The organism is Sphingobacterium lactis, assembly GCF_011046555.1.
In the GTDB taxonomy this organism is placed as follows: domain Bacteria; phylum Bacteroidota; class Bacteroidia; order Sphingobacteriales; family Sphingobacteriaceae; genus Sphingobacterium; species Sphingobacterium lactis.
This window is the reverse complement of sequence record NZ_CP049246.1, coordinates 1702874-1729420: the sequence shown is the minus strand read 5'-3', so window position 1 is coordinate 1729420 and position 26547 is coordinate 1702874. Positions and strand designations below refer to the sequence as shown.

Here is a 26547-nt window from a genome sequence, read left to right as displayed (position 1 = left end):
ACAGATAATTAACACCGACCAGGCCCCTGCATCCATTCAATGGAGACAGATTTCAACGACCAATTTCCAATTGATTTATCCATCATCCTTTGAAAGTTCAGCCTCCCTCCTCGCCCAGCAGATCGATCAGATGATCGTCTTTTCAAAAGCGCAGCTTGCATCTAAACCACGAAAGATTTCCATAATTCTTCACGAAAATAACATTGAACAGAATGGATTTGCCCAGTTGGCACCTCGGAAAGTTGAAGCATTTTCTACGCCCGGGCCGGCCAGTGATAACGTGGCGTGGTTACCAAACTTAGTGCAACATGAGCTCAGACATGTGGCACAATTTGACAAATTGACAGGCAAGATAAAGGGGCCTTTTTTCGAACAATTGGCCCTTGCTCTCTATGGTCTTCACCTTCCAGCTTGGTACTTTGAGGGTGATGCCGTCTCCATTGAAACGGAATATTCAACAGGGGGACGAGGCCGAAGCAGTACCTTTCTGATGCCGCTCCGGACCAACATCCTCTCGGGTAGAGACTACAGTTTCAGCAAGAATATCTTGGGTTCATTCAAGGACCTTACCCCCTCCTACTATGCTACAGGTTACAGCATGAACACCTACCTGACGAATGCTTTTGGATACGCCGTAAAAGAGCAAATCATGGAAGACATGCGCCGCCATTTGGTGCGTCCATTCACCTTCAATCGGGCATTAAAAAAAGCAACGGAATTGCGTGCTCGGAAGCTCTATCTTGCGACGATGGACTCCCTGAAATCACAATGGAAAAAGGAGGAAATCGGAGAAGAACCGACCCTACTTTTGGCGCGAAAATCTCGGTATCCGACCCATGATTACCTCCCTCAATCGAACACATCAGGTGCCCTTTTTACCCTTGTTTCATCGCCGGAATTCATCCCGGAAATCCGAAAAACCAACAACGGAAAGGAGGAAATCTTGGTGAAAATCGGCTATCAATTGACGCCATATTTCCATGTAAACGATCAATTTTTGGTATGGGACGAGCTCCGCAAAGATGCTCGATATGGAAAGCAAACGTATAATATCATCCGGATTTTGGACCTAAAAACAGGCAAAACGACGGACCTTTCCAAGAATTCCCGGTTTTACAGCCCTATAATAAGCGCAAATTCCGAAAAGGTATATGCGGTCCATGTCGACGAAAACAACGTCTCCAGCCTCTTCTATATCGACCGTTTTACCAAAAAGCAGGAGAAAATCATCGAATTTCCGGACCAAATCCTGATCCAACAGCCGAGTTTGCGGGCCGATGGGCGGGCCCTTACAGCGATTGCCATTGGTCCAAAAGGCACCAATATTCTGGAAATTGACTTGGAAACCAAGCAGTGGAAAGCCCTATTCCCATGGAAAAATCAAGAGTATCAACGCCCGATCTACTACGGAAATGACCTTGTTTTCAAGGCGCAATTCGGCAACATCGACAACCTATTTCGCTATGCAACCGCGGAAAACAAGCTCTATAAAATCACGGATGCAGCCTTTGGCGCGTTCTACCCAAGCACCGATTCGAGCGGCAAAATACTGTATAACGACTATCAATTTGACGGCTATAAGGCAGCCGTATTGGATAAAATCGGCGCTGTAGGCACCCCAATTTCACCGGATTTCGAAGCAAAACCGACCCTCGATCGGAACATAAATTCCCTTCCTGAGGCATTTCCGGATACTGCAGCCCAGGTGTTTTCCAGCAAAAAATACAGTACCTGGAGTGACTTTTTCAACTTCCACAGCTTGAGTTTAAGCAGCAATAACTTTGAAAGTTTTGACAATTATCGCCCTGGCATCTTCTGGTTGGCGAACGATCTGCTGAATACTTCGCAGCTGAAATTGGGCTACGAGTACGACCTAGAAATCGAAAAAAGCAGCTATTCGGCCGAATTGATCTACCAGAAATACTACCCGAAATTCACGTTGGCCTATACCAATCGCGGCCAGATCGACTATGCCCGCAAGGCCAATACACAGGATGAATACCTCAAATTTGACTTCCGGGAACATGTCTATACCTTGGATATGGCGATCCCTATGAGCATCTATCGGGGAAAAACGAACTATAGTTACGGCCTGAATATCGGAACATCCTACCAGAAAAGATATGATCTCAGCCTTTCCAGCCTTCAGGGATTCATCGATGAAATAGCTTTTCCCCTCAATTATCAAGTGTATTTCAACAGAAATCAGCGCCGTAGTCAAATGGATCTGATCCCGAAATGGGGCCAGAATATCAATATTCTCTACCGGCATGTGCCTTTTGAAAAGGCGCTGGAAGGGACATTATTTGCCGTACGGACCAACTTCTACTTTCCGGGTTTCTTCCGGAATCACGGCTTCCAGGCACGCCTATCCTATCAGCATAAGGACGGCCGGTACATGGCTTCCAATGACATTCCCATGGTCAGTGGATTCGCACACTTTGATTCACCAAAAGTGGAAAACACCCTATTGATGAACTACAGGTTCCCTATTGCCTACCCGGACTGGTCCGTAGGAAATCTGGCCTATATCAAGCGATTCCATGGCTATTTCTTTGCCGATTACCAGAACCTGCAGGACAGCAATGGCGCACCGGTTTCCTTTGGATTGGGGCTTTCCGCAGACTTTAATATGTTCAAATATGTACTACCGGACTTCGGCGTGGGTGCAAAACTGACCTATATCAACCACCCCAGCGCACAGGGCGACCTGGTCCCGAGCTTCAGTTTGAGCTATACGTATTAAAACCCTTGATGTAAAGAACAAGAGAACGTAAGGGGTGTGACAGATCATGGAAGGTTACTGCTAACACATAAAAAAGGCCGGAATAAGATAATCCGGCCTTTACTTTTATGTGTTAAATACCCTTAGTCCAAGATTGCTTTCACACCTGGTAGGGTCTTACCTTCCATATATTCCAAAAGGGCACCACCTCCTGTACTGACATAGCTGACATGCTCTGTCATTCCGAATTTGGATACTGCAGCCGCGGAGTCTCCCCCACCGATCAGCGAAAATGCGCCACGTTCCGTAGCAGCCACAACCGCATCAGCAACAGCTTTCGTTCCCTTTGCAAAGGTATCCATCTCAAATACACCCATAGGGCCATTCCACAAAAGGGTATTGGATGCCATAATCACGTCCTTGAAGTGACTGGATGATTCAGGACCGATATCCAAACCTTGCATATCCGCAGGGATTTCGTCATTCGGACCATCATAAACCTCCGCATCATTAGCAAAGCGATCTGCAATCTGTGCATCGGTAGGCAATACCAGGTTCACGCCTTTTTCGTCAGCCTTTTTCACCAATTCATTCGCCAGATCCAATTTATCAAGCTCCACTAGGGATTTTCCGATCTCTCCGCCACGCGCTTTCACGAACGTATAAGCCATACCTCCGCCGATTATCAGGTTATCTACCTTATCCAATAGGGCTTCGATAAGCTCCAATTTGTCGGACACTTTCGCCCCACCCATAATGGCAGTAAACGGACGCTCAGGCTTGTTCATCACCTTCTCTGCGTTCTCGATTTCCTTCGCCATCAAGTAGCCGAAATATTTGTCATTCGGAAAGAATTCCGCAATAACCGCTGTAGAAGCATGTGCACGGTGTGCCGTACCAAAGGCATCATTGACATACACATCACCCAGATCCGCCAATTTCTTAGCGAAATCACGGTCTCCTTTTTCCTCTTCTTTATAGAAACGTAGGTTCTCCAACAGCAATACCTGCCCCGGTTGCAAAGCCTTGGCCTTGTCAATGGCCTCCTGACCGATACAGTCATCAGCGAATTGCACCTCTACACCCAAGACTTCAGATAGGTAGCTTACGATATGCTTTAGGGAATATTTATCCGTAGGTCCTTCCTTCGGTCTGCCCAAATGTGACATTAAAATCACTGATCCACCATCCTTTAAAATCTTTTTAATGGTCGGCAATGCACCTTGAATACGGTTGTCGTCAGTAATTTTAAAGTTGTCATCAAGAGGGACATTGAAATCAACTCTGATTAATGCTTTTTTTCCTGAGAAATTCAAATCGTCGATAGTTTTCATATTGTTTTTATTTCCGGTTGATTTAGAGCTTAAAGATAAAAAAAAGGCGCTAATCAGGAAATCCTTCTTAACGCCTTTTCTATTAATATATTTCTACGAGGTAAGGAATCCTCGCCTGTACCCCAGACATTTGGGTTATTTTCTTCACTTCTGCTAGGTATTTTACATAATCACCGAGTTCATCTTCCAACATCCACATTTTGATCTTATCCTTGGAAGTTGACCAAATTGTGGCAAAAGGATCCTTTTCCCTTGGGTATTCCGACACGCGGTAGTTTTCCAGTTTGGCTTTCTTTGCAGCAGCTGCAATAGCTTGGTCCAATGTTGCGACACGGTCCACAAGCTTCAGTTTTACGGCCTGCTCACCGGTCCAAACACGTCCCTGCCCGATACTGTCCACTTCGGCAATGGAAATCTTACGTCCGTCGGCCACGCGCTTCATGAACACCTGATAGATCTTGTTGACCCCACCTTGGATAATGGTCTTTTCCTCTTCGGTCAGTGGACGGTCCATATCGACATCCATATCCGCGAATTTCGCAGTCTTTACCGCTTCGAAATGTATCCCCAGATTGGTATTGAACAGTTTCTGGAAGCTTGGCACCAAACCGAAAACGCCGATGGATCCCGTTAGGGTGGTCGGATCGGCGAAAATTGAATCCGCTGCGGCGGAGATGTAATAGCCCCCGGAAGCCGCATAGTCACCCATTGAAACAACGATTGGCTTGGTTTTCTTGGTCAGATCGACCTCCCGCCAGATGGATTCCGACGCCAAAGCGGACCCACCCGGTGAGTTTACGCGCAGGACGATGGCCTTCACCTTATCATCTCTCCGCAACTCCCGCAATTCGCGCGATAGTTTATCGCCGCCAATCTGCCCCTCAACACCTTCTCCATCCACGATATCACCATAAGCATACAAAACCGCAACGCGATCTCCACCGGCCTCGCCCTTATCTGCAGATTTCTTGTAATCCAACAGGGCAACCGTCGGAATATCTTTCTTATCATCCAAGCCCAATTTCGCCTTGATCTTGGCAATCACCTGGTCCTTATATAATAGGTCGTTTACAAAACCGTATTTCTTAGCATCGGAAGCTTCACGGATCAGATATCCATTGGCGATAGACCGCAGGCTGTCCGCGGCAATCTTGCGGGAAGTGGAGATATCCTGTAGGAACGTTCCATAAATACTCCCTAAATAGGAGTTTACCTGTTCGCGGTTCGCATCACTCATGGAATTCATGATAAACGGCTCTACGGCACTCTTGTAGGTACCAACCTTCAGCACCTGCATTTCTACACCTACCTTATCCAATGCTTCCTTGAAGAACATGACCGAACTTGCTAGGCCACGGAAGTCCAGTGATCCCTGCGGATGCAGGTAAATCTCGTCCGCCACAGCATTCAGGTAATATCCCTTTTGGGTCATTCCATCGCTATAGGCAATGATAAATTTATCGGAAGTCTTGAAGTCCACCAAGGCTTCACGAATTGCCTTCAGCGTAGCGAAGCCTGTTCCTGCGCCGGCGACATTCAGGTAAATCCCCTTGATATTGCCATCCGTCTTGGCGGCCTTGATCCTCGAAACAATATCGTTCAGACCGATACTTTTGGTGCTCACAAACCCCGGTAGCTCCATGTTTTCAAATGGGTTGGGCTCTGATTTTTCCGTTATTTCGTGGTTCAGGTCTATAAATAGGACTGCATTTGTCGGGACAACAGCTTCTGTACTGCTCCCTACGGAACTCACCATCATGCTGATGATCCCGATAAAAATGATAAACAGCAAAACCGTCGAGATAATGATCCCGGTGATGGTTGCCAATACATATTTAAAAAATGATCTCATAGTTCTTGTCGTGTCCGTAAATTTAAGCTAATATTCCGATTTTCATAAACAATTCCTATATTAAACCCATGAATACAGCTTACCTATTATTAGGAGCAAACATTGGAAATCCGGTACAGCAGTTACAGGATGCCCGGGCAGAAATTACAGACCGAATCGGTCCTATCATACAGGCTTCGAGCCTCTATGAATCGGAAGCCTGGGGTGTGGAAGATCAGCCTATTTTTCTCAACCAGGTGATCCAAGTGGAAACCGAACATACCGTACAGCGGGTGCTACAGGATATCATGAAGATCGAAATCTTGTTGGGAAGGATCAGGGGGCAACGTTGGGGATCGCGGATAATCGACATCGATATCCTGTATTTTAATTCGGAAATCGTTCATGAGGAAGATCTGCAGGTGCCACATCCCTACATTCAGGAACGCAATTTCACCCTGATTCCCTTAGTGGAAATCGCTGCGGACTACATCCATCCAATTTTTAAGAAAAGTAACACTGAACTATTGCAGGAATCGACAGATCCCCTAAACGTAAAAATCCTACAACCATGAGCACATACCAGATAATCAACCCGACCACGATGTTAGCGAGCATGATGGGCAACATTGATGTGGTCAAACAAATGATCCCGATGTACCTGGGTCAGGGACAGGACGATTTTCAGGCATTGGTTGATGCCGTTCACAAGGAAGATTTAGCCGAAATTAAGGCCAAGGCACACCATATTAAACCGACGATGGAATATTTAGGGGCCACTGCGCTACGTCTGAAATTCCAAGAACTGGAAAATTTGAGCCAAGAAGGGGCAGATTTAGCCACCATACGGACTTTATTTAGCGAGATTGAAGAGGATTTCGGACTGGCGATGCAGGAATTGACATCCTATCAGGCAACCTTGGTCTGATCTGTCACTTCATTGGCAAAGTGAATCTTGGAAAAGACAATATAAAGGATCAAAATAATCGGCAGGGCCATAAATTTCAGCAAGAAAAGCAGGACCACACTGACGATCAGAAAGAGGTATTTGAATCTATTGACCTGCCAGCTCAGGCTACTCAACTTCATGGAGAACAATTTAATCTCCGACACCAACAATAGACTACTCACTAGCGCAATCGCCAACAGCAACCAAGTGGAATAGATGGCAGGATAATCCTGAGCTATAAACGGTAGCGATATAATCACGAAAGTATTCATTGGGGTATTCACACCGATAAAATCGGTGGTCTGCCGGGTATCGATATTGAACTTGGCGAGGCGCAATGCTGAAAAAACGGTGATGATAAACCCGAGGTACGGCAAATAAGGGTGTGCCGTAGTTTCCTTGAGCATCATGAACAGGATCGCACCGGGAAGAAATCCAAAGCTAACAACATCGGCCAGGGAGTCCAATTCCTTACCGATGAGGGATTTCACGTGCAGTGCACGGGCGGACATACCATCGAAGAAATCAAATATACCCGAAGCCAGTACACAATAGAATGCCATGGTAAATTCCTGATTCAGCACCATTACGGTACCGATGCATCCACTGAACAGGTTCAAGGAGGTAATGGTATTTGGGATATATTTCTTCATAAAAAAAGCCATCTTTATACAAAGATGGCTCAAAAATATCAATTTAGCACAGCTTTTTAGCCATTCATGCTAATTAAAAATTCCGAATTTGATTTGGTTCCACGCATTTGCGTCAATAAGAACTCCATAGCTTCCTGGGAATTCATATCGGCCAAGTGGTTTCGCAATACCCATAGGCGTTGCAATTCGTCGCGATCTACCAATAGATCGTCGCGTCTTGTGCTGGATGCCGTCAGGTCGATAGCCGGGAAGATCCGCTTGTTGGAAAGCTTGCGATCCAACTGGAGTTCCATGTTACCCGTACCTTTGAATTCTTCGAAGATTACTTCATCCATTTTAGAACCGGTTTCTGTCAATGCTGTTGCCAGTATCGTCAGGGAACCACCATTCTCGATATTACGTGCCGCACCGAAGAAACGTTTCGGTTTATGCAATGCATTTGCATCCACACCACCGGAAAGGATCTTACCGGACGCTGGAGCTACCGTGTTGTAGGCACGTGCCAAGCGTGTGATGGAATCCAATAAGATCACCACGTCATGGCCACATTCTACCATACGTTTTGCTTTTTCCAGAACGATGTTGGCAATTTTCACATGGCGATCGGCAGGCTCATCGAAGGTGGAAGACACCACTTCCGCGCGTACGCTTCTTGCCATATCGGTCACCTCTTCCGGACGTTCATCGATCAATAAGATGATCAAATAAACCTCTGGGTGATTCTTAGCAATGGCGTTCGCCACTTCCTTCAATAGATTGGTCTTACCGGTTTTCGGCTGCGCAACGATCAGACCACGCTGTCCCTTACCAATCGGTGTGAACAGGTCCATGATGCGAGTAGAGTAATTTCCGGGACCAAGGTCCAGGTTCAATTTCTCATCCGGGAACAATGGTGTCAGGTAGTCGAAAGGAACGCGGTCGCGAACTTCAGCAGGATCCTGACCATTGATGGCTTCCACACGTACCAATGGGAAATATTTCTCGCCTTCTTTCGGCGGACGGATACAACCACGCACGTTATCACCTGTTTTCAATCCGAACAATTTTATCTGCGATTGGGAAACATAGATATCATCCGGGGATGTCAGGTAGTTATAATCTGATGATCTCAAAAACCCGTAACCATCGGCCATGATCTCAAGGACACCTTCGTTAACAATAACATTATCGAAATCTGTTTGGGATGATGCTTTAGCGGTGGGTTCTGGGGATGGGGTTGCGGGCGATTCGGGAGTTGCTGGCTCGGCAGCAGGCTTACTTGGGAAGTCGATTTTCGGTTGCTCTTCTTCTTGGCTTCTGTTTCTTCCGACAGCCACAGGCTCCGCAGCCTTTACCGTACGGACACGCTTACGCGGACGCTCGGTGTTCGCTTGCTCGTCTTCTTCACCACCTACCGCAACAGGTTCGCCCTGTTGAGCTTCTTTGGCAATGTCAGAAATACGATCAATTAACTCTTGTTTTCTAAGCTTTTCAGCATCTGCAATGCCTAAAACTTTCGCAATCTCGCGCAATTCAGACACGAGTTTCGTATTCAATTCATTAATATCCATTAATATTAAAATATGATTTCTTTAAGGATTTTACTTTTTTATGAAAATGTATCTCTCAGTAAAACAAAGGTAATTCTATGTTTTGTGGGGGCAACTGTTAATCTTTTAAGAGATTTTTCTTTTTACCGTTCCGAAAGACAATTTAAGAACCGTCACAAAGAAAAAAAGAACTATTGTAAATTCAAAAGAAATTTAAGATTTTTTTTCTACTTACTATAATTAATTTAACAATTTTTATTGATAAAATGATTTAGCAACTCAGCAAAATATTTATAAATCGAAAAAAAATTCTTTAATTGCACGATTAAATCTGCAAAGTAAGATCCATATTTTATGAATAACCAACAAACTCAAACAAATTATCCCGCACTGTACACCTTAATTGTGGTGTTCTTTTTCTGGGGGTTCATCGCCGCAGGAAACAGTGTGTTCATCCCCTTTTGTAAGAATTACTTTCACTTGGACCAATTTCAGTCCCAACTGATCGATTTCGCCTTCTACTCGGCATATTACATTGGGGCCCTTCTGCTATTTATCTTCGGCACCATCGGTGGCAAGGACCTGGTCGGCAAGTGGGGTTACAAAAGAAGTATTGTGTACGGATTGCTCTTCTCTGCACTGGGAGCTGCGGCCATGATCGTTGCCGTTGAGGTCAATGTCTATACAGGCATGCTGATCGGCCTCTTTATTGTTGCCCTGGGCTTCTCCCTGCAACAAACAGCTGCCAATTCCTTTGCAGTCCTATTGGGTGACCCGAAAACAGGCGCTTCACGCGTAAACTTGGGCGGGGGTATCAACTCGTTGGGAACAACCATTGGTCCACTGATCGTTGGCTTTGCCCTATTTGGAACGTTTGAAACCATTTCCGATGCGGAAATTGCCAATCTTCCTTTAAACAAGGTTGTTTACCTTTACATCGGTGTGGGACTCCTGTTCATCTTGGCCGCTGGTCTTTTTCACTTTTCGAAGAAAGTGCCACCGGGCTACAATTTGGAAGATATGGAGCCAGCCAACAAGGCGCGCACCACGTTGATCACCATGACCATCCTTTTATTATGTGCTTTCATTCCCGTTTTCACGTCGTACAAGTCTGAAACGGCATTGCATATTTTGGACCTGAAAGAACAGGCAGCATTGAGCAATGACCAAGGTCTGCTTGCGCAGATCAAGGAATTGACGCATGGCTTGGAGATCAAGCGTATGTTCTGGTTATTGGGTGCCTTGGCCGTGGTTGTTGGTGGATTACTATTCGCATACAAGAGTGCGAGCAAGAAACCTGAAGGATGGGGAGCCCTTAAATATCCTCAGTTGGTATTGGGTATGCTTGCCCTGTTCGTCTATGTGGGTATTGAGGTGGCCATCGGTAGTAACCTTGGGGAATTGTTGACCCTGGATGAATTCGGCAACCTGCAATCCTCTCAGATTACGCCGTATGTCTCCATGTACTGGGGCGGTATGATGATCGGCCGTTGGGCAGGAGCCATTGCAGCATTCGATTTCTCGACTTCAAAAAAGAAGATCTTAACCATTATCGTTCCTTTGATTGCCTTTACCATTATTATTGGTGTCAACTCCCTTGCCGGATTCGACATGTCGGTATTGTATTATTTCATTGTGTGCGTGGCATTACAAATCCTAGCGTTCTTTATCAGTAAGGATAAACCGGTTCGCACACTGATCATTTTCGGAACGTTCGGTTTATTGGCGATGATTACAGGTTTACTGACCTCCGGCACGATTGCCATCTATTCGTTCCTAGCGGGCGGTCTGGCGTGTTCCATCATGTGGGGTTCCATCTTCAGTTTGTCGATCGTAGGATTGGGAAAATACACCGAACAGGGTTCGGGATTCTTGGTCATGATGATCTTGGGCGGCGGTATCATCCCTCCTATCCAAGGTAAATTATCCGATATTATCGGTATTCACAACTCCTATATCGTTCCTGTAATCGGATTCCTTTACATTATTGTTTTTGCCATTATGGTTCGTAAATTCCTTACAAAACAAGGCATTGACATTGACGGTATCGAAGCCGAAGGCGGCCATTAAGCCTTTACTAATTGTAAAAACTACACTAAGTAGTTAATAAATTTTTAACATCATAAAACTCTCGTAATCAATAAATTACGAGAGTTTTTGTTTTATTTATGCACATCCATCGGGGTAATAATTTCAATATATCGAATAAAAATTCTTATTTTTATTTATAAATACCGTATTTTGGATTTTATACAAAATAAAATACCATTGTAAAACGTAAAAACAACTTACTTTAAAACTAAACTTTATAAATAATGATAATCATTGCAGATGGAGGGTCTACAAAAACAAACTGGTGTTTGTTAGATGATAACAACAAGAAAATCTACTTCAACACCGAGGGATACAACCCTTATTTTGTAGATAGCGAGTACATTATTGCATCCCTAAAGAAAGGACTACCTCAGGATATCCCTTACGATAAGATTACGGAAGTAAATTATTACGGAGCGGGCGTGCATAACGAAGAAAAGGCAAAGATTGTGGAGGACGCTATTCAAGCTGTTTTCCCGAATTCTAAAGTTGAAGTTGGTCACGATTTATTAGCGGCTGCACGTGCACTTTTGGGTACGAATGCTGGATTTGCTGCGATTCTGGGTACCGGTACGAATACGTGTATCTATGATGGTAAAGACATCACGCACAACATCGATTCAGCGGCTTATATCTTGGGTGACGAAGGATCCGGTAGCTATATCGGTAAGAAACTATTGGTTGATTTCATCCGTGGTTTGATGCCGAAAGATGTTGCCGATGTGTTCTATGAAACATACAAGCTTACTCCTGATGAAATCATGGACAATGTGTACACCAAGCCTTTGGCAAACCGTTTCTGTGCGAGCTTCAGCAAATTTGTATATGATAACAACGTGAATATCCAATATACACGTCAGATTGTTGAAGATGCTTTCGAAGCTTTCTTCAAGAACTTGGTGAGTCAATACCCAGATTACCAGTCTTACACATTTAACTGTATCGGTTCTGTAGGTTACAACTTCAGAAATGTATTGGAAGATAAAGCCAGTCAGTACGGCATGAAAGTAGGCAAGATCCTACGTTCTCCGATCGATGATTTGGTACAGTTCCATATCAACAGATCTAAAACAGTTGCCTAATCCGCAACGACTCCATAGAAAAAGCCACATGCGAAACATGTGGCTTTTTTATGCATTATCAAATTGCTCTTATAAGTTTATCGTTTCGCCAATTTTTGGAAGCGACAGGGATATTCCGGCTTCCGCAAATTGCTTTTCAACCTGTTGCTTATCGATCTTGATCGGAGGGAAAGAATCGTAATGAATCCCGAACACCTTATCGCAGTTCACGAATTCCGCCGCAATAATGGCATCCCCTGCATCCATGGTATAATGTCCGCCGATGGGCAAGAATGCCCAATCGATATTGTGGCGTTCCAGCAGTTTCATTTCCATGGTCAGGGCGGTATCACCGGCAAAATAAATGGTCTTTCCCTTCAGAAAGAATACATATCCCACAGGAAACCCACCGTATTCACCATCTGGCGTGCTGTTGGTGTGCGCTGCATAGACCATTTTCACCTTGCCGAAGGGCAGGTCCAATGTTCCACCTAGGTTATATTCGATGACTTTATCTTCTTCCACCCCCTGACGGCGTACCCATGCTGCCGTTTCAACCACCGCCGCAACAGTAGCTCCGCTCTGTTGCTGAACAGCCAACATATCCGCAACATGATCTTGGTGACCATGGCTCAAAAAGATATAATCGGGTTTGATATCCGCCAATTTAACATCCTTGGCCAATGGATTATACGTTACGAATGGATCCAAAAGAACCTTCGTACCATCAAAATCAAATTCCACACAGGACTGTCCGTAATAAGTTACTTTCATCATGTTCGTTATTTATTTCCAAATAAGTTACCCAATCCACCGAGGCCACCCAATAAACTCTGGGATGCTGCTTGCATCTCGGCCTGGCTGATGCTTTCCGCCTGTGTAAGGGCCTTGTTCAAGGCAACCACCAAGATTTCCTCCAACTCTTCCTTATCCGCTTCCTTCAAGAATTCAGGGTCGATAACCACTTCTCGGATCTCTTTATTGGCCGAGGCAATCACCCGTACCTTGCCACCTTCTGCTTCACCCGAAACAGAGATATGGTCTAACCTCATTTTAATTTCCTCCGCTTGTTTCTGCGCTTCAAATAATTTATCAAACATATCCTTCTCGATTTAATCAGCTTCCAAAATACGAATTATTTAGGAAACTGCTCCATCCCTTAGGTTCTTTTAACGAGCTTCATTACCTTTGCACCAAACAGTACCCCCATGCATCAACTCAAACATTATACGGCTTTGGCCGACCGATTGCAGCAATCAGCACCAGAAAAACATGAAGTCTTGGAAGAGGAGATCAATATCATCATCCATAAACTGAAGTTCATTCCTTTGGAAGCCAGACCACAGGTGGAGTTCGTGAACCGGACCGCTGACCTGATCGATAGGGAATACTTGGAGGAAATCCTGGAGATTGCAGGAGCACAGATCAATCCCCTAGCAAATAGCCCTGAACATATCGATATCCTTATCTTTAAGGCCGATTCCATGAATTTCCTGAGTACCCTTCCGGAATTGATCAATGCCGAGTACGGGGATTACAAGGCCGTGCAGGACAACAATATCTTCATTATCCTGAAACCAGATTTCGGTCTGCAGGAAGACAACCTCCTACCTGATACCGAAATATCGGCAGAGATCGTTCAATCCAAGTATTTTGTCTACGGACATGAAGGCGAACAATGGATTCGTTTCGCTCTATAAAAGGAAATTAAAGCCATAAAAAAAGAGACCATTTTCGTATGGTCTCTTTTTTTTGTAGGCATGACTATATAAATTTCTTGCGCAAAATGGCATACAGCTTATCCACTGTTCCTGATTTTGCCGCCCAATTGTTTTTCAGGGCATAATTTGTCTGCAGGAAGGCGTCTGCTTCTGCGAAGTTATCAAAGCGATTCAATAACTCTATAGCTTCTGAATAAGCCAAGCTATAGCCATTGAACAGGTCTTTGATGAATAACAGTTTATCGTTAAGGCTTACTGCCGTTTTCAGGTCGGAAATCCGTTCTCCGCCACGATCTGCAGAGGCTGAAGATGTATTGAACTGGTTGGCATTGGTCAGTCCTGCTTTTTTCTGTTGCTGGATCAATTCGTTCAGGGTCAAAGGACGGCTCGGTCTGATTTCAGCCTGCTTTGCCAGGTCATTCAGGGTCACTTCCTCTTCTTTTGGCTCCTGTGGAATGGACACCTCTTTAGGCTCAATCACCACCTCGTTCACGACAGGCTCCACTTTCACCTCTTCCTGCACGTTATCTTCTTCTTTTTCGTCCTTGCTTTGCTGTTCTTCAACCTCATGCGCAGGCTTTACCGCAGTATAGTCTGATTCGGACGTGTGGACAGGACTATTGGAAACATTGAAATCCTTAAAACTGGACACTTCTTCCACCTCGTCGATCTCCTCAGGGGTTTGTTCGTCTTCTATCAACTCTTCTACTTCTTCCACTTGGTTGTCCGCAGCCTCAACTTCCAATTCCTCCTGCTCTTGCTCGCGAACTTGCTCATCGGCTATATTGGAAGCCTCGCCATAGGTAGATGTTTCAGGCTCCTCTTCATCATATTCTTCAACGAAAGCGTTTTCAACGGGTTCGACTTCTTTGATTTCCTCCAAAACAGGTTGTTCATCGGCTTGCGCCTCGTGATGTTCCAATGCTGGTGTAAACGTTGTTTCCTCAACTTCCTCTACCGCAGTAGCGCCAGCAACAGGTGCTGCCGATTTTTCTTGAATGGAAGCCAGAACCTCAATATGTGCTGCCAGATATTTCGCCTGCGCGGCCAGTAATAATACCTCCGCCCGGCGTTCGCCCAACTTGTCTTTTTCCAAACCAGCATATTGCTCGTTTATCTCTACCAAAAGATCGCCAATTTTCCCTAAAATATCTTGATCAGTATAAGCCATGTGTTTTCTATAGATTTGTGTGTAATTCCGTTTTTATATTGCGACAAATAAAAAATAAATAGCCTGATTGCTACAGCTTTTCTTTTTTTAAATGATTCCTTAAATCAAAAATAAGATTAAATTTCGATATTCGTAGGCAATATCAGGTAAGATTTTTATAGCAAAAATCGTGTCCAAAAACGATAATTACGTTAAATTTTTTCAAATATGATGCTGTTTTCTGAACATAATTTCCATGATCGTCGCGGCCGAGTTGGCAGCATCGAGGTTATCTGTGGATCTATGTTTTCTGGAAAAACAGAGGAGCTGATCCGCCGCTTGAAAAGGGCGCAATTTGCCAAGCTGCCGGTGGAGATTTTCAAGCCGGAGATCGATGTCCGCTATGGTGTCAATGAAGTGGTATCGCATGATAGCAATTCCATTCCATCCACACCGGTGAGCAATTCATCTGCGATCCTTCTGCTGAGTGCCGACACCAAAGTTGTCGGAATCGATGAAGCCCAGTTCTTTGATGAAGAACTGCCCAATGTATGTGTTGAGCTGGCCAACCGCGGGATACGCGTGATAGTTGCCGGATTGGACATGGACTACCTCGGAAAACCATTCGGACCCATTCCTGCGATCATGGCCATTGCCGAAGATGTCACCAAGGTGCATGCCGTATGCATGCAGTGCGGCGCTCCTGCAAACTATTCCTATCGCTTACAGGATAGCGATGCCCGTGTCCTTCTCGGTGAAAAGGAAAGTTATGAACCCCGGTGCAGAAGCTGTTATTACAAACTGAACGAACGATAAGCGAAATCAAGATCGTTGAAAATATGATGAAAATATAAAAAGCGCAAGAGGGATCTCTTGCGCTTTTTGAATTATCACCGTCATGGCGAATTTCTTTATATGATCTGCTTTGTAATCTCGGCATCCATAGGATTTGTCTTGGAGCGGTATCGATGCACCAATTTACCATCTTTACCGATCAAAAATTTCTCAAAGTTCCATTTGATGTCGCCTTTGAAATCTGGATTTTCAGCAGAAGTCAGGTATTTGAACAACGGACTGATATGCTCCCCTTTTACATCGGATTTCTCCGCAAGGATGAAATTTACGCCAAAATTCTTTTCGCAGAATTCCGCAATGGCTTGGTTATCCGCAAATTCCTGACCTCCGAAATTATCGGAAGGGAAACCGATTACCACCAATTTATCACCGTACTGTTCGTGCAGTTCCTGTAATTCCTTGTATTGCTTTGTGAATCCGCATTTGGACGCAGTGTTCACGATCAGCAGTTGCTTACCCTTGAAATCAGCAAGGTTGACTTGCTTCCCATCCAGCGAGGTAAAGGAGAAATCATACACCGTAGGCTGCTGGAACAGCATCGTAAAGAACATAATCATGCTAACTACCATAGCTTAAATTTTAAATATTAATTTTCAATTCCCTATCGACCACAAAATGGAAGAGCTCCTCTATAGGGTTCTTAAGGATCTTCCCGATTCTTACTCCATGCAAATTACATACCTCTCTTAAATGGAGATCGAAGTAATAGGCAATTCCGCCCACAAAATGACATTCATGTTCCCAAAATTCGGGATAGGTCATGATATTGGTCCGGACGAACTCATCGAATCCGTTCCGCAATAGGTTATCGATATAGGGGTGGGATATATTGGCGGACATAAATTCCGCGAAGGAAGCCAAATAAGCATTCGGGCGGTCCTTTTGATAGACGTGGCGGATGATGATATCCTTGGTTATGGGGTGCACCTCTTTGAACTTGCGCATCAGGTCGCGCGGCATGGTTTCATATAGGTAGGCGGTTATCAGTTGCTTTCCGAACCAGGCACCCGATCCTTCATCACCAAGAACATAGCCATTGCCATGCAAGCTTGGCGACAGCATCTCGCCATCGTAAAAACTGATATCCGAACCGGTACCGATATTGGAAATTAGCCCCTTCTCCAATCCGAAGGTCGCATAGGCTGAGCCCAACAGGTCACTTTCCACAGAAATGAACGATGCCGGAAAAATCTGTGTCAACGCGTTGGAAACGATCTCCCGACGGTCCGGCGTGGAACACCCGGCGCCAAAGAAATACACCTCCTTGACCTCCTTGGTATAGGGAATGATTTCCGGAACCTCGGTCAAGATGGTCGCAATTTCCTTCTCTGAGACAAAAAATGGATTAAGGCCCTTGGTACTGAATCGTAATGGTTTACTATCTGGAAGATGGAGCATCCAATCAGATCGTGAGGACCCGCTATCTGCAACTAAAATCATATGTACTAAATATCATCTCAAATATACAAAAAAATACGGCTAAGAATAAGGTATGCTTTCCGGAACCTCGAAAATCAAAGGTGCAGAAAATGGGACGCCGCTCTCCAAGCTAGAACAATTTTCAGGATATTCCGCCGACCCTGCTTTGTAATATTCTTGTGAAGATACGTGAATTGCGAAACCGACTTCCCTAGGAATGCATGCCCTTTCCTATCTTTATAGGGATAACTAACCGATAATTATGAAAAAAATATATGGTCTCCTGGGCCTATTGATTCTTTTGTGCCTGTTGGTGCAGCCGACCTGTGCACAACAGATCACAACCCCCAAGGAACATTTCGGTTTTCAGATTGGCGACGATTACCACTTGGCCAACTTCACGGAAACAGAACGTTATTTCAAGAAAATTGCCGAACAGTCTGACCGCATTCAGTACCATAGCATCGGAAAAACAGAGGAAGGTCGCGACCAATGCATGCTGATCATCAGTTCTCCTGAAAACCTCGCAAAACTGGATACCTACCAAGACATTTCCCGAAAGATGGCGCGTGCGGAGATCCCTGAGGCAGAAGCCCAGGCATTGGCAGAGCAGGGAAAAGCCGTAGTCTGGATTGATGGCGGTCTGCATTCCAATGAGGTTGTGGGCATGCATCAATTGATTCAGACAGCCCATGTTTTGGCGTCAAAGATAGACGCAGAGACACAACATATCCTCCAGAATACCATCATCCTTTTGGTTCATGCCAACCCGGACGGTCAAGAATTGGTAAGCAATTGGTACATGCGGGAGAAACAACCTGAGAAAAGATCCACCAGTTTTGTCCCTGTTCTGTACCAGAAATATGCAGGCCATGACAACAACCGGGATTTCTTTATGCTGAACCTGAAGGAATCACAGAATATGGCTCGACAACTGTTCGTGGAGTGGATTCCGCAGATCATGTATAACCATCACCAAACGGCACCTGCCGGTGCTGTGGTTGCCGGTGCGCCCTACCGCGACCCTTTCAACTATGTATTCGACCCGCTCCTGATGTCAGGTATAGATGCCCTTGGTGCAGCAATGGCTTCACGCCTGAATGCGGAAGGAAAACCTGGCTATACCGCCAAGGATGGCTCCGTGTTTTCCACCTGGTACAATGGCGGATTACGGACGACGACCTATTTTCATAACATGACCGGACTCCTAACAGAGATTATCGGAAACCCCACCCCATTCGAAATCCCGTTGGTACCAGCGCGGCTAATCCCAAACAACGACACCCAGAATCCGGTATTGCCACAAGTTTGGCATTTCCAACAATCCATAGACTATTCCCTTTCGCTGAACTATGCAGTTCTGAATTATGCGAGCCGCCATAAGGACGAGGTATTGATGAACATCTATCGCATGGGCAGAAACTCCATTGACCGTGGCTCAAAAGATTTTTGGCCATTGTCGCCGAGCAAGGTAGCCATCATCGACAGCGCTTTGCAGCAAGCCCGCAGAAAAGATGAACGGACGCCCTTGAAAAGGGAACAGGAAAGGGCACTCTTGGATAAAGTTTTCCAGAATAAAGACCTTCGCGACCCGCGCGCCTATATCATCGCTCCCGACCAAGAGGATTACGGCAAGGCCATCACATTCCTGAATGCCCTGATCCAGAACGGGATCGAAGTACAACAGGCGACCGCAAGTTTTTCAGCCGCAGGCAAGCGATATCCGGCCAAGACGTACGTCATCAAAACCGATCAAGCTTTCCGCCCGCATATTTTGGATATGTTCGAACCGCAGGATCACCCGGATGACTTCCAATACCCCGGTGGTCCCCCAATCCCTCCATATGATGCTGCAGGCTGGACACTGGCCTATCTGATGGACATCAAGTTCGATCGGATCATGGACGAGCTACCTGGCCCGTTCCAGAAATTACCGATCGGTCAGACCATTGAAAAAGCGGTGATCGAAAGTCCCAAGGCCAAGTTCGTGCAGCTCCCGGTTTCGGTTAACGATAGCTATACCATGGTCAACGAACAGTTAAAAAAGGGCAAAAAGGTTTGGCGGGATCAGGAAAGCGGGCATTTTATTCTAGAGAATGCAAATGATCTGGTACTGACACAATCCGGTATCGGAATGCGCAATTTACCAAAGGGCAGCAAACCACTCCAGCCGAAGCGAATTGCCTTATGGGATACCTATGGCGGGAGCATGCCATCGGGCTGGCTACGTCTTTTATTGGAGCGCCATGGTTATGCATTTGATGTTGTTTATCCCGGAGATATCGACAAAGGAACGCTTGCAGAACAATACGACATCTTAATCCTCCCCGGCAATTCCATTCCGCGCCTCGCACCATTGGGCAATTCCCGCTATCAGGGGCAATCCAATACGGCGATGCCCGCGAATATCCCTGCCGAACATCAGGCAAAATGGGGTCGTTTGACTGTAGAAAAGAGTATTCCTGTCCTTCGGCAGTTCATAAAATCGGGGGGAAAGATCATCACGATCGGCAACAGCAGCGACCTGGCGCAACACCTGCAATTGGGGATTGAGAGCCATTTGGTGGACGAATCCAAGAAACCGCTACAGCGCACGCAATTCTATACCCCTGGCTCCGTACTCACCGCCCAAGTTAACCGGGACCATCCCGGTACATGGGGCTATCAGGATCAGGTCGATGTGTATTACAGCAATGACAACCTGTTCCGCATCACCGACACGGAAATCAAACCATTGTTGTGGTTCAATTCGGCAAACGTGCTGAAAAGCGGTTGGTCCTGGGGCCAACACTACTTAAAGGATGCAGTATTGGCATTCGATGCGCCTGTCGGAAAAGGGAGGTTGATTACCTTTGGTAACGATATAACCTTTAGGGCACAGACACACGGTACGTTTAAATTGCTTTTCAACCAGCTCCATTAAGCTGAATCCAATATCTTTACCAAACCAACTAAACAACTGGGGCTGACCATAAATGGTCAGCCCCTACTTTTATGTTTTTTTATGTATCCTATGCGGTTAGCGCTTTAGCAGTGCCGCTTCAATCAATTCACCATAGAACGCAGTTTCCGTACGCCCGGAAGCACGGACCTGCTGTGGAATAAAGCTCTGTGCTGTTTGCCCCGGAATGGTATTGATCTCAATAAAATAGAAGTCTTCCGTTTCCTTCTGGATGAAGAAGTCCACACGGACCATACCTTTACAGTTCAGACGGATATAAATCTCCCGAACCAGCGCATCGGCTTGCTCTTTTTGTTCAGGCCGCAGATCCGCAGGTGTTATTTCCTGGGTTAAACCCGGTGTATATTTGGCAATGTAATCAAAGAATTCACGGGTGGTGATCACTTCGGTAGCTGGTAGCACCTGCAGTAGGCCCTGGGCATCGCGGTAGATCCCCTGCGAAAATTCACGGCCACTCACGAATTCCTCGACAAGTACCTGCTGTCCTGTTCCTTCTGCATCATAGGCTTCGTCCAATGCCTTGCCCAATTCGGACCATGCATTCACTTTATTCATACCTATACTGCTGCCGCCTGCATTCGGCTTGACAAATAAAGGAAGTTTCAGCTTTTGCTGCACGATATCCTCCCCATTGGCGCGATCGACATCAAATAACAATACGGACTGCGCAACGTTTAAGTTGGGAATGTCCTGGATAATAGCTTTTGTATACCCTTTGTTCATGGTCAGTGCGGATGTCAATGCGCCACAGGATGTGTATGGCACTCCGATCATATCGAAATAACCCTGTAAACGACCATCCTCGCCCGGAGTACCGTGCAGGATGATAAAGGCAACATCGAACTTGACCTGCTCCCCTTGGATCGAAAGCGAGAAATCCTCGCGATTAATAGTATGTTTCTGGCCGGCATCATCGGTATAGGTCCAATCAGCTACCGTGATATCGATGACATAGACATCATACTTTTCCTTATCGATTTGGGAGTAAACAAAGGCGGAACTTTTATAGGAGATCTCCGATTCTCCAGTATAACCGCCGGTAATTAAAGCTACTTTAGTTTTCATATGTATTATTCGAGTAACAAATATAATTTGCGATACGAGGAAAAACGAATATTATTCACATGTAATTTTAAAATCAACAATCTATTTTTAAAAATTTCAAGAATGAGTTCCAAAACAACCTTCGGAGTATCAAATCATATTTTTAAGAAATAAATGGGTTTATTTCTTAAAGGCTTTATTTTGATAGATCATTTAAAAGATTTGACAGGTTTTTGCAGATTATTTTTGATTTTGATTGCTGTATTTCATCCGTATTACCGTTCGGATTGAATCTACCAAAAATTTCCATGTCAAATTTTGAAACTATCAGTATTTCAGATAATGGAAGAATTATACCTAATTTTTTACCAATTTCTTCTTTTTTACCTATTTGAACATAGTGTTTTATGACATCAGTATACCTTGTTGTTATCGCAAGATTAAGCTTCTCTTTATCTCTAAATCCACTATATTGAGGAATTATGGTTATATAATGCTCGCCCAATGGCTCAGATATTTTATTTACATAACCAATATAGACCTTATTACCCTTAGTAGTTATCATTAATAATTTGTCTTCATCTTTTTTTTGTGTAAGTGAAAACCAAAAAAGCCTATCCAATTGGGAACCGAACCTTATTATTGTATACCCGAAAGCGAACTTTCTTCAAACCATCAAATTTAATAAAAGAGCCAGAGGATAGGCAATTACTAACATCAGTAGGGCGTGTTTAAATCCGAATTCGATGTGCTCCTTGCCTACAATGTTATTTATTAAAACATTTCCCCAATTTCTAAAAACAGAAAATAGTGCTGATTTAAGGATAAAATGATCAAGCAAAAAAGAAAGTATAGATAATATGACAGAACAGATTAGCGAATTAAAAACTAATCGTTGTCTATCGACTCTAATATTATAATATTTTGTGAGATTAAAATTGGTTAGAAAGAGGTATCCTGCTAATAATGGCAAAATTATGAGGTCTAACCGTGGCATTAGACAGCACTGTCAAGATTTCTAGATTTTCTCTTCATATAATTGGCAATTGATTTATCTAATTTTTCAATCAATTCAAGTGTCTTCTTGCTATCATGAAATAAATCCTCACTCTTCATATAGAAAGCTCCGGAAGAAGTAACCCGAACTCTCTTCAAGTCAGTACCATCATCTTTTTTAAACCACTTCTTGATAACTTTAAACATATTCATGACCTATTAATTATTTTAAAGTAAATCTACACATTTATTAATAAAAACCAAAGCAAAATTTAACATATATACTTGAAATCCAATGACATCCGTAAACAATATGCAATCACTATCTTAACACAGTCCATTTATCCCTATTTTGATTTTTTGTTTAAACCAAGCTTTAGCTCAAACCACTACTTTCAATACCTAAATTCACTTAACGTTTTCATCTTCCCTTCAAAAATTGGATCTACGATATTTAAATTTTAAACAAGAAACATCCAGGATCAACCTAAAAATAAATATCACATAATTTTACGTAAATTTCAATAACATTTTCTAGTGCTCTTTTTGTATATCATTTATTATTTTTGCCGAGGGATTATAAACCCAAATTACAGCATTTGTAAATTTGTTGGGATCATACGTTCTTTATCATATGTTTGCGTGTTATATTTGGCGGGCTATTTATTTTACAATAGATAATAATGCCGTTAAGAAAAGACCGAGGTATATTACAATCGGATCTTGAAATTGGCTACTTGATGACCAGAACGTATAATTCACAACGATTATATTTTCCCTATAATTCGCTTCCAGAATTGGAAACCCCAAAAATTGGAATTAATATTGTTAATAAGATATTCAAAAAACAAAAATCATAGATGTCTAAGTTCTTTTTATACTTGAGAACGAGTTCCTTCAGGAAGAACCTGATCGCGGGACTTATTTTCATAGTCGTATTATTTATTGTCGTGTACCTTGGTTTGAAGATGTACACGAAACATGGCGATTCGCAGGAGGTACCATTACTAAAGGGGCTCCATGTGAGCGAGGCCTTGGATATCATTGATCGCGCCGGTTTGGAAGTGGAGATTGATTCCATCTACCAAATGGATGCGAAACCAGGTTTGGTGATCGACCAGGATCCGGATCCAAAGGCGCATGTAAAGAGCGGCAGGACCATCTATCTGACGATCATTACGCAGTCAGCACCGGAGATCGCCTTCCCTGACATCGTGGACAAGACTTATATTGAGGCTTCAGCGATTTTAAAGAACCATTCTTTGAAGATCGCGGATACGGTATATATGAACGATATTGCGAGAGATGTGGTATTGGATGTTAAGTTTGCTGGGCAACCCATCCGCCAGGGCCGTATGGTGCCGAAGGGATCGAAGATCTCCTTGGTGCTCGGTAATGGGCGTGGCGACAGTGAAGTCAATATCCCTAACCTAGTTGGTTTCAATATCGATGAGGCGAAGTTTGCCCTTGCTGGCTTAGGTCTGGTATTGGGATCTGTGGATTTTGATGGAACGACAACCGATAGTTTGGGTTCCGTGGTTGTTAAACAATCACCGGATACGGCTGCTAAGATTATTTCAATCGGTAGTGCCATCCATGTCACCCTAGGTAAGCAAGCACCGGCACCGGTAACTCCGGAGCCAACAACACAAAACCCATAACATGGCGGAAAACAGAAAGAATAGAAGAGGATTAGGCATTGTTTTGATCATTGTCCTGATTGTGGCGCTTGTGGCAGCCTTCATTGGGTACCAAGCATTTATGGCTCCGAGCATTGCAACGGATGCAGAATACTTTTACGTGAAAACGGATGAACCCTACGAAAGCGTCATCAAACGCATCGAGGATGAAGGCGTAGTGAAGAACTTCACCTACTTCAGCTACGTGGCAAAAGCCATGGACCTGCAGAGTGCCGGTATCAAACCGGGTCGCTATAAACTATCGAAAGACCTCACCAACAGGCGCTTGATTGGCAACCTCCGTGGTGGCTATCAGGATGCCGTTAAGTTCAGGTTCCAGAACATCCGCCTGAAAGAGGACTTTGCCGGTCTTTTGGGTAAATCATTCGAAGCGGACTCCTTGGCGTTTCTAAACTTATTGAACGACGAAGCATTGGCGAAATCCTATGGCTTTACGAAGGATAATTTCTTTTCCATGTTCATTCCGAACACATACGAAATCTATTGGAATACACAACCTAAGGAAATCATCGACCGCTTTGGGAAAGAATATGAAAAGTTCTGGACTGCTGAGCGCAAAGCGAAGGCCGAAGCCTTGAATCTGACCACGCAGGAAGTGAGCACCTTGGCTTCCATCGTGAAAGGGGAAGCCCTGCATGTGGACGAGATGCCGAAGATCGCTGGTCTCTACTTGAACAGGTTGAAAAAGGGTATGTTGCTACAGGCGGATCCAACCGTGATCTTTGCCAACAATGATTTCACCATCCGCAGGGTGTTGAACAGGCATTTGGCGATTGACAATCCCTACAACACCTACCGTTACAAAGGATTGCCTCCAGGACCGATCATGATGCCGAGCATTGCTTCCATCGACGCCGTTTTGAACTTCAATCAACACAATTACATTTACATGTGCGCTAAGGACGACTTCTCCGGTTATCATTTATTTGCAGAAACCGTTGCAGAACACTTGGTGAATGCTCGTAAATTCCAGCGGGCACTTGACGCACGCAATATCAAGAAATAGCTATGTTCACTTTTCAGCATCAAGTCAGGGTCCGTTACGCGGAGACAGATAACATGGGCTATGTGTACTACGGAAACTACGCTGCCTTTTATGAGGTGGCGCGGACCGAGATGCTACGCAGCACGGGCATCTCCTACCGGGAGCTGGAAGATATGGGTGTGATGCTGCCTGTTACAGACTTGAACTGTAAATTCATTAAAGCCGCCAAGTATGACGATTTAATAACGATAAATACCTATATTCGGGAAAAGCCAGGAATACGGATTAAATTTGAATATGAGCTATTTAACGAAGCTGGGGAATTATTGAACACAGGGTATACCCAACTGGTTTTTGTAGATATGAAAAGGAACAGGCCCTGCAAACCACCTCAGGTCTTTATGGACAAGATGGCTCCATTTTTTGGAGAGTAAATGAAAAAGATTCACCAAAGGCTACTGCATGTCGGCATTTATGACCGATTCATCGAGTGGACAAAAACAGCAACATTGCCCGGTTTTGGGAAATTACCCCTATACACCGTAATGGTCTTCTTCTTCCAGGAAATCGCCCGTGAATCCATCATCAATAAAGCTTCTTCCCTAGCCTACAACTTTATGTTGGCTGTATTTCCAGGGATTATCTTTCTCTTTACCCTCATTCCCTACATCCCGATTGACAATTTCCAAAAGCAATTGATGGAGTTGATTCAATTGGCTCTTCCCGACAATGCTTATTCCATTTTGGAGACTACCCTTGAGGATATCATCAACCGACAGAACGGCGGTTTACTTTCTGCGGGTTTTGTGCTATGCACCTTTTTTGCCACCAACGGGATGACAACGCTGATGATGAGCTTTAACAAGGCCTCTCTCTCGCGGGAGTCGCGTACGTGGTTTCAGCGGCGCATGGTGGCCTTGGCCCTGTCCATCGCTATTGTTCTTGCACTTGCCGTAGGAATTTCCCTATATGCAGGATCCAACTACCTGATCAACTACTTGAAAACACATATCGACTATGACCTGAAATGGCTGTGGGCCTTCTTAATTAAGACTGCGCAATGGTTAATCTTGTTCAGTATTTATTTTTTTACAGTGAGTTTGATCTATAAGTTCGGTCCGAGTTCCACCAAAAAGTGGAAATTATTCACCCCGGGGGCAACCTTGGCCACTTTATTGGCCATGCTTTCATTTTCCCTCTTTACATTTTACATCAATAATTTCGGCGCATACAATAAACTTTACGGATCCATCGGTACGCTAATCGTCATCATGATTTGGATGTATATCAATGCGTTAATACTAATTATTGGCTTCGAATTGAATGCCAGCATTGCCCTTTCCAAACAAAGCATTAAAATTGTAAAACCTAGAGTTTATAATTCTTTTAAACCGAACAAAATTTAATTTAACACAAATTTATTATACTTGTACACTGAAAGTGGCCGCACCCGGTCACCTGAATGAAAAACAGATAATATAGCCACGCGGATGGAAGACAAAGAGCTGTTAAAAAGGAGTCGGCGAAACAAAAACGTAA

The 26547-nt window shown here is 44.3% G+C and carries 24 protein-coding genes; 12 read left to right on the top strand and 12 right to left on the bottom strand.

What is annotated here, in order from left to right; genetic code table 11:
- Positions 1-70: 70 nt before the first annotated feature.
- On the top strand, positions 71-2746 hold the full coding sequence (locus G6N79_RS07475) for a hypothetical protein (RefSeq protein ID WP_103907044.1): 2676 nt from the start codon (positions 71-73) through the stop codon (positions 2744-2746).
- A gap of 122 nt (positions 2747-2868) precedes the next feature.
- On the opposite strand, the gene G6N79_RS07470 is transcribed toward G6N79_RS07475, so the two are convergent.
- On the bottom strand, positions 2869-4059 hold the full coding sequence (locus G6N79_RS07470; protein WP_103907043.1) for a phosphoglycerate kinase: 1191 nt from the start codon (positions 4057-4059) through the stop codon (positions 2869-2871).
- A gap of 82 nt (positions 4060-4141) precedes the next feature.
- Positions 4142-5911: a signal peptide peptidase SppA gene (gene sppA / locus G6N79_RS07465; protein ID WP_103907042.1), complete on the bottom strand. Its 1770-nt coding sequence runs from the start codon at positions 5909-5911 to the stop codon at positions 4142-4144.
- A gap of 68 nt (positions 5912-5979) precedes the next feature.
- Between sppA and folK the strand changes: the two genes are divergently transcribed.
- Together folK and G6N79_RS07455 are read left to right on the top strand one after the other, a co-directional pair.
- Positions 5980-6465 carry a 2-amino-4-hydroxy-6-hydroxymethyldihydropteridine diphosphokinase gene (gene folK / locus G6N79_RS07460; protein WP_103907041.1) on the top strand — a complete coding sequence of 162 codons (486 nt, stop codon included), beginning with the start codon at positions 5980-5982 and terminating at the stop codon, positions 6463-6465.
- On the top strand, positions 6462-6818 hold the full coding sequence (locus tag G6N79_RS07455) for an Hpt domain-containing protein (protein ID WP_103907040.1): 357 nt from the start codon (positions 6462-6464) through the stop codon (positions 6816-6818). The genes folK and G6N79_RS07455 overlap by 4 nt, the downstream gene beginning before the upstream one ends.
- Here G6N79_RS07455 and pssA read toward each other — a convergent pair.
- Positions 6800-7492, bottom strand: a complete 693-nt coding sequence (gene pssA / locus G6N79_RS07450) for a CDP-diacylglycerol--serine O-phosphatidyltransferase (RefSeq protein WP_103907139.1) — start codon at positions 7490-7492, stop codon at positions 6800-6802. The two genes, G6N79_RS07455 and pssA, sit on opposite strands and share 19 nt — an antisense overlap.
- A gap of 56 nt (positions 7493-7548) precedes the next feature.
- Complete coding sequence (gene rho, locus G6N79_RS07445; RefSeq protein ID WP_103907039.1) at positions 7549-9042, bottom strand: transcription termination factor Rho; 1494 nt, start codon at positions 9040-9042, stop codon at positions 7549-7551.
- A gap of 333 nt (positions 9043-9375) precedes the next feature.
- On the opposite strand from rho, the gene G6N79_RS07440 reads away from it, so the two are divergent.
- Together G6N79_RS07440 and G6N79_RS07435 are read left to right on the top strand one after the other, a co-directional pair.
- Positions 9376-11091 (top strand): MFS transporter, encoded by a 1716-nt coding sequence (locus tag G6N79_RS07440; protein ID WP_103907038.1) that lies wholly within the window; start codon positions 9376-9378, stop codon positions 11089-11091.
- A gap of 245 nt (positions 11092-11336) precedes the next feature.
- Positions 11337-12197 carry an N-acetylglucosamine kinase gene (locus G6N79_RS07435; RefSeq protein ID WP_103907037.1) on the top strand — a complete coding sequence of 287 codons (861 nt, stop codon included), beginning with the start codon at positions 11337-11339 and terminating at the stop codon, positions 12195-12197.
- Positions 12198-12266: 69 nt separating this feature from the next.
- Here the strand turns inward: G6N79_RS07435 and G6N79_RS07430 are convergent, their stop codons facing one another.
- Both G6N79_RS07430 and G6N79_RS07425 read right to left on the bottom strand, forming a co-directional pair.
- Positions 12267-12953, bottom strand: coding sequence for a metal-dependent hydrolase (locus G6N79_RS07430; RefSeq protein ID WP_317046383.1), 687 nt, complete (start codon positions 12951-12953; stop codon positions 12267-12269).
- 5 nt (positions 12954-12958) lie between these two features.
- Positions 12959-13276: a YbaB/EbfC family nucleoid-associated protein gene (locus G6N79_RS07425; RefSeq protein ID WP_103907036.1), complete on the bottom strand. Its 318-nt coding sequence runs from the start codon at positions 13274-13276 to the stop codon at positions 12959-12961.
- A gap of 108 nt (positions 13277-13384) precedes the next feature.
- Between G6N79_RS07425 and G6N79_RS07420 the strand changes: the two genes are divergently transcribed.
- On the top strand, positions 13385-13876 hold the full coding sequence (locus tag G6N79_RS07420) for a hypothetical protein (protein WP_103907035.1): 492 nt from the start codon (positions 13385-13387) through the stop codon (positions 13874-13876).
- A gap of 64 nt (positions 13877-13940) precedes the next feature.
- On the opposite strand, the gene G6N79_RS07415 is transcribed toward G6N79_RS07420, so the two are convergent.
- Positions 13941-15068, bottom strand: a complete 1128-nt coding sequence (locus tag G6N79_RS07415) for a hypothetical protein (protein ID WP_103907034.1) — start codon at positions 15066-15068, stop codon at positions 13941-13943.
- Positions 15069-15278: 210 nt separating this feature from the next.
- Here G6N79_RS07415 and G6N79_RS07410 point away from each other — a divergent pair, with 210 nt between their 5' ends.
- Positions 15279-15863 (top strand): thymidine kinase, encoded by a 585-nt coding sequence (locus tag G6N79_RS07410; RefSeq protein WP_103907137.1) that lies wholly within the window; start codon positions 15279-15281, stop codon positions 15861-15863.
- 95 nt (positions 15864-15958) lie between these two features.
- Here G6N79_RS07410 and G6N79_RS07405 read toward each other — a convergent pair whose 3' ends face one another.
- Both G6N79_RS07405 and G6N79_RS07400 read right to left on the bottom strand, forming a co-directional pair.
- Positions 15959-16471 carry a glutathione peroxidase gene (locus G6N79_RS07405; protein ID WP_103907033.1) on the bottom strand — a complete coding sequence of 171 codons (513 nt, stop codon included), beginning with the start codon at positions 16469-16471 and terminating at the stop codon, positions 15959-15961.
- Positions 16472-16481: 10 nt separating this feature from the next.
- A complete protein-coding gene (locus tag G6N79_RS07400) occupies positions 16482-17342 on the bottom strand; it encodes an N-acetylglucosamine kinase (RefSeq protein WP_103907032.1) in 861 nt (286 codons plus the stop codon).
- 241 nt (positions 17343-17583) lie between these two features.
- Here G6N79_RS07400 and G6N79_RS07395 point away from each other — a divergent pair, with 241 nt between their 5' ends.
- Positions 17584-20244 carry a M14 family metallopeptidase gene (locus G6N79_RS07395; RefSeq protein WP_103907031.1) on the top strand — a complete coding sequence of 887 codons (2661 nt, stop codon included), beginning with the start codon at positions 17584-17586 and terminating at the stop codon, positions 20242-20244.
- A 96-nt stretch (positions 20245-20340) separates the two neighbouring features.
- Here G6N79_RS07395 and G6N79_RS07390 read toward each other — a convergent pair whose 3' ends face one another.
- The 3 genes from G6N79_RS07390 to G6N79_RS07380 form a co-directional block, all read right to left on the bottom strand.
- Positions 20341-21348, bottom strand: coding sequence for a D-alanine--D-alanine ligase family protein (locus G6N79_RS07390; RefSeq protein WP_103907030.1), 1008 nt, complete (start codon positions 21346-21348; stop codon positions 20341-20343).
- 175 nt (positions 21349-21523) lie between these two features.
- A complete protein-coding gene (locus G6N79_RS07385; protein ID WP_103907029.1) occupies positions 21524-21892 on the bottom strand; it encodes a hypothetical protein in 369 nt (122 codons plus the stop codon).
- Positions 21893-22323: 431 nt separating this feature from the next.
- Positions 22324-22530, bottom strand: a complete 207-nt coding sequence (locus tag G6N79_RS07380; RefSeq protein ID WP_146060645.1) for a hypothetical protein — start codon at positions 22528-22530, stop codon at positions 22324-22326.
- 653 nt (positions 22531-23183) lie between these two features.
- Between G6N79_RS07380 and G6N79_RS07375 the strand changes: the two genes are divergently transcribed.
- Genes G6N79_RS07375 through G6N79_RS07360 form a run of 4 tightly spaced genes read left to right on the top strand, consistent with a single transcriptional unit; the run spans position 23184 to position 26414 of the window.
- The gene (locus tag G6N79_RS07375; protein ID WP_103907027.1) at positions 23184-23984 is read left to right on the top strand and encodes a PASTA domain-containing protein; all 801 of its coding nucleotides are present in this window, start codon (positions 23184-23186) and stop codon (positions 23982-23984) included.
- A 1-nt stretch (position 23985) separates the two neighbouring features.
- Positions 23986-25029, top strand: a complete 1044-nt coding sequence (gene mltG / locus G6N79_RS07370; protein ID WP_103907026.1) for an endolytic transglycosylase MltG — start codon at positions 23986-23988, stop codon at positions 25027-25029.
- A gap of 2 nt (positions 25030-25031) precedes the next feature.
- Positions 25032-25442 carry an acyl-CoA thioesterase gene (locus G6N79_RS07365; RefSeq protein ID WP_103907025.1) on the top strand — a complete coding sequence of 137 codons (411 nt, stop codon included), beginning with the start codon at positions 25032-25034 and terminating at the stop codon, positions 25440-25442.
- Positions 25443-26414, top strand: coding sequence for a YihY/virulence factor BrkB family protein (locus tag G6N79_RS07360; protein WP_103907024.1), 972 nt, complete (start codon positions 25443-25445; stop codon positions 26412-26414).
- The last annotated feature ends 133 nt before the right edge of the window (positions 26415-26547 follow it).